Below are 942 nucleotides of genomic sequence, written 5' to 3' on the forward strand. Positions count from 1 at the left end.
GCTTCTTCTGCAGCAGAGCAACCATCTCTTCCAAATCTCGGACTTCTTCCAGAAGAAGCCGCAGAGCTTTCTGCAGGTCCTGGATGTAGGCGTCCTTCTCTTGTTCTGTTACTGGCTGCCGTTTCAGCAGCTCGGAAATGCCGGTTTCAATTTTCTGCATGGCAGCCTCCCGCAAGATGTCTGACTCCTATTATACAGCAAAACAGCTCGCATTGCGAGCTGTCTGCACAGAGAACTTCCTGCAAAAATTCTATGAGGTCTGCTGCAAAAGCGGCCTGATTTTTTGTGGAAAACTTCACCTCACAAAACGCACCGTTCTATGCTCTTGTTTGCTTTGGGCTGGTCAATGGAAAGTCCTTCGATTAGCCACCGGAATTCCTGCCAGCTCAGACTCCGCATCTCGGCACAGCTGCGGGGCCATTGAAATCCTCCGCCATTCTCCATTCGCTTATACAGCAGAACAAATCCGTCTCCCTCCCACAACAGGGCCTTGATTCGATCCCGCCGTTTGCCGCAAAACAAAAACAGGCTATTGGAAAACGGGTCCAGCTCAAACTGCTGCTGTACGATCTGCGCCAATCCGTCTATTCCGCGCCGCAGGTCGGTGTACCCACAAGCCAGATAGATATGATCTACCCGGCTGATGTCACCCAGCATGTCGGATTCCTCGAACGACTGCGCTGATCTGTTCTGCGCTTACACCTGCTGGAAGCTCTACCAGGATATCCTGGATATGCAGGATGATTCGATCTGAATCCGGTGTGCCGTATCTATTGCAGGGCATTTCCAGCTCCTGAAATTGAATTTCTGAATTTTGCGCAGTCAGCAGGGCATCTCTCATTTTTCGCTGCCACTTGTAAAAGCTGGACACAGCAACTCCATGTTCTGCACACCAGACTTTGATGGGCTGGCCGCTCTGTTTTGCAGCGGCGATGGTTTGAA

General features: G+C 51.2%; 1 protein-coding gene and 1 pseudogene. Both read right to left on the reverse strand.

The window, feature by feature from the left end:
• Nucleotides 1-300: 300 nt before the first annotated feature.
• Nucleotides 301-657, reverse strand: coding sequence for an IS66 family insertion sequence element accessory protein TnpB (gene tnpB, locus B5F27_RS16285; protein ID WP_087233766.1), 357 nt, complete (start codon nt 655-657; stop codon nt 301-303).
• A pseudogene (locus tag B5F27_RS17075) lies at nt 647-942 on the reverse strand (hypothetical protein); the annotation flags it as partial. The gene tnpB and the pseudogene B5F27_RS17075, both read right to left, overlap by 11 nt.

The sequence above is a fragment of the Faecalibacterium sp. An192 genome (genome assembly GCF_002160175.1).
Classification (GTDB): domain Bacteria; phylum Bacillota; class Clostridia; order Oscillospirales; family Ruminococcaceae; genus Faecalibacterium.